3 protein-coding genes and 1 pseudogene are annotated in these 3,221 nt (G+C 70.3%); all 4 read right to left on the minus strand.

Annotated features, from left to right (window positions below; genetic code table 11):
- Nucleotides 1-670: 670 nt before the first annotated feature.
- Complete coding sequence (locus AB0C35_RS45855; protein ID WP_358470951.1) at nucleotides 671-1,225, minus strand: GNAT family N-acetyltransferase; 555 nt, start codon at nucleotides 1,223-1,225, stop codon at nucleotides 671-673.
- Between the two features lie 383 nt (nucleotides 1,226-1,608).
- Entirely contained in the window at nucleotides 1,609-1,962 is a 354-nt protein-coding gene (locus tag AB0C35_RS45860) for a hypothetical protein (RefSeq protein WP_358470956.1), read from the minus strand.
- A 2-nt stretch (nucleotides 1,963-1,964) separates the two neighbouring features.
- Nucleotides 1,965-2,858: pseudogene (locus tag AB0C35_RS45865) on the minus strand (FAD-dependent oxidoreductase); the annotation flags it as partial.
- Nucleotides 2,859-2,934: 76 nt separating this feature from the next.
- Nucleotides 2,935-3,221: STAS domain-containing protein (locus tag AB0C35_RS45870; RefSeq protein ID WP_358470954.1), on the minus strand; the 287-nt coding region annotated here is incomplete at its 5' end.

Below are 3,221 nucleotides of genomic sequence, written 5' to 3' on the forward strand. Positions count from 1 at the left end.
GCCACCAGCCGTGCGATGTGCAGCTCGTGGGCGGTGAGGGAGTCGGTCGGCTGGGCGGTCCGTTTGCGGGGATGCTCACCGGTGGCGCGCAGCTCGCCGGCGGCGCGGTCGGCGAATGCCTCCGCCCCTTATCCGGCAGCAACTGTTGGGCGGTGCGGAGCTGTTCACAGGCGTCCTGGCGGCGGCCCTCGCGGCGCAGCCACTCGCCGTAGACGAGATGGGTACGAGCGAGGTAACCGCCCATCCGGCTGTGCTTGAGCTCCGCGATCGCTTGCCGCAGCGTCCGGCGCCGCCGGATAGTCGCCCAGCCCGTTGTGGAGCACCGCCATCGCGTACTGAGCCATGGAGGCCTCCGTACTCTCGTCGGAGAGGGCGTCCTGGGCGGTGATGGCGTTGAGGGATCCGCCGGTCCCAGAGTGCGGATGAGTGTGTACAGGACGTCTCTGCGATCCTTCCACCAGCGATCGAGGGGCAGTCCGGCCTCGTCGTGGTCTGCCTCGAATCGCAGGAGGTCCCAGCGTTCGACGTCCTCCAGCCACCAGGTGAGGCTGAAGGCGCCGCCGGCCGCTTCGCCGTGTCGGACCTCGGAAACGAACCAGTGATACATGTGGGGGTCTGGCATCAGCCGGGCCTCCACTAGGCGAAGACTCCGTCGAGGGACGGTACGACCTCAGCCGGCGCGCTCGCCTCGAAGATCCGGCAGCAGGTCGCCGGGGCGCAGGCGGTATTCCTGAAGCCGCAGCCGGTGGTATTTGTCCGTCTCGCCGACCCACTCCATACCGATCCGCTCCGCCGTCGCGGCCGCGCGCTTGTTCGCCGGCCGAACGAGTGAGATCACTTCCTCCACCCCCTGGGCGAACGCCCACCGCGCCAGAGCCGCCCCGGCCTCAGTGGCGTACCCGCGGCCCCACGCCCCGGGCCGGAGTTGCCATCCCATCTCGTAAGCCTCGTCCGGTGGCAGCGGCAACAGCGTCGCGCCGCCGACCAGCTCCCCGGTCGCGAGGCTCTCGATCGCCCAGCGACCGCCGGGGACGATCAGCCGCGGACCTTCGGCGATCCACCGGTCCAGCACCGAGCGCATGGCCGCCAGGTCGGGCACTCGATCCATCGCCGGGTAGAGCCAGCGCGCGACCTCGGCAGTGCCGTAAACGCCGAGCGCGGACTCGGCGTCATCGGCCGTCCACGACCGCAGAACGAGGCGTTCGGAAGCCAACTCGTCCGTCATCTCGTCTCATCTCCTCTCGTCAGGCGGGATATCCGCATATCGGACCTCTGTCCGTCGTCATGAGGTGCGTCATCGCCGGTGACGAGCCGGCCCTGGGCTTAGTACACGGTCGCGTGGGCTGCTTCCAGCGCGGAACGGAACGCTATGAAGTGATGACGGCAGAACAGCAGCTCCGTCGGACTGCCCTTGGGCGGGGCAGGATGGCCGATCAGGTCGTTGCCGCCGTCGCGGCGGTCGTCGGTGAGGACGCGACGGGCTTCTTGAAGATGCTGGTCGTCATCGGAGGTTCTGGAGAGCGGCTTCCACGGTCCGGTGGAAGGTCGGATAGGTGTAGATCATGTGCTTGAGGCGGCCGGTGAGGACCTCGGTGTGGACGGCGACGCTCAGGCCGTACAGGACCTCGCCTCTGCGGGGCCTGCGGAGGTCGCGCCGACCAGGACGCCGCGGTCGGCGTCCTCGACGAGCTTGACGAACCTTTCGTTGCCCGGCCCGTGGACCAGGCCGCGCGCGGACGAGGCGATCGGCGCCAAGCTCGTGCGGACCCGCAGGCCCTGGTCGCGGGCCTGCCGCTCGGTGAGCCCATGGCCCCGAGCTCGGGGTCGGTGAAGGTGACGCGGGGCAGCGCGCGGTAGTCGGCGTCGGGGCCGGGTTCGCCCAGGATGTCGCGGACGGCAATCTGCGCCTGGTACATGGAGACGTGGGTGAAGGCTCCGCGGCCGATGTCGCCGACCGCCCATACTCCCTCGCCGACGCGCATCTGCCCGTCGGTGGGCACGGCCGGCGCGGCGGGGTCGATCCCCACGGTGTCGACCGCCAGCGCGGCCAGGTCCGTGCGGCGGCCGGTGGCGACCAGCAGGCGGTCGGCTCGCAACGGTTCCAGACCGCCTTCGAGCAGTGCCTCGAAGGTCGTGCCGTAATGCTGGAGCTGGGCGGCCCGGGCGCCGGTGCGCACGGTGACGCCCTCGGCCCGCAACACCTGCGCGGCCAGCTCTCCGGCCTGCGGTTCCTCCTGGGCGAGCAGCCGGTCCCGGCCTTCCATGACGGTGACCGCGCATCCGAAGCGCGCGAAGACCTGGGCGAGTTCCACGCCGATCGCGCCGCCGCCGAGCACGAGCATCGAGGTGGGGATCTCCTCGGTCTCGATGGCGTCCCGGTTGGTCCAGTACGGCGTGCCTTCCACGCCCGGGATCGGTGGAATGCGGGGCCGTGAGCCGGTGGCCAGGACGATGCCGCGCCGGGCCTGGAACGTGCGGTCGCCGGCGATCACCCTGCGCGGACCGGCGAGCCGTCCCGTTCCGCGGACCAGGCACACGCCCTTGGTCTCCAGGCGGTCGGCGGCGGGCTGGTCGTTCCAGTCGCCGGTGGCCTCGGAGCGGATGCGTTCGGCGACCCGGCCCCAGTCGGCGACGGCCTTCCGGCCGCCGGCCGGCCAGGGGACGCGGCCCGCTTCGGCGAGCACGTTTCCGGCACGGATCATCATATTGCTGGGGATACAGCCCCAGTAGGTGCAATCGCCTCCGACAAGTCCGGCCTCAATGCCGATCACGTCCAGTCCAGCTTCGGCCGGCGCGCCCGCGACGTGCCCGCCACCCGGCCCCAGGCCCACGACCACCACATCAGTTTGATCGGTCATGCCGTTCTGCTCCTTCTCGTCGGTTCCTCGAATCCGGTCACGGCGCCTCGACCCGGAGCGCCGCACTTCCAGGTGATCACTCGTCGTGGGCGCGTGGCTGCGGTCGTCGGGCCTGAGTACCGCTGGACGACAGTCCCGTCTCGCGCGCGAGCATGAACAGGTTGGGAATCTGGCTCCACCCCACCAGATCCATGAGCTTGACCAGATGGGGCGCGACCGAGCGCAGTACCAGCCGCCTGTCCTGAATTTGCAGCCGGCACGCGGCGGTGGCCAGGGCACGGAGTCCGCCGACGTCGATGAAGCTCAGCTTCTCCACGTCGATCCACACGTCACCGGATCCGTGTTCGAGCATGCCCGACAGCG

The sequence above is a fragment of the Spirillospora sp. NPDC048819 genome (assembly GCF_040650055.1).
GTDB lineage: Bacteria > Actinomycetota > Actinomycetes > Streptosporangiales > Streptosporangiaceae > Spirillospora.

Bases quoted from the DNA above. Each gene is read 5' to 3' on its own strand.
- AB0C35_RS45855 (WP_358470951.1), bottom strand. From the start codon at position 1,225: ATGACGGACGAGTTGGCTTCCGAACGCCTCGTTCTGCGGTCGTGGACG.
- AB0C35_RS45860 (WP_358470956.1), bottom strand. From the start codon at position 1,962: ATGGGCGGTCGGCGACATCGGCCGCGGAGCCTTCACCCACGTCTCCAT.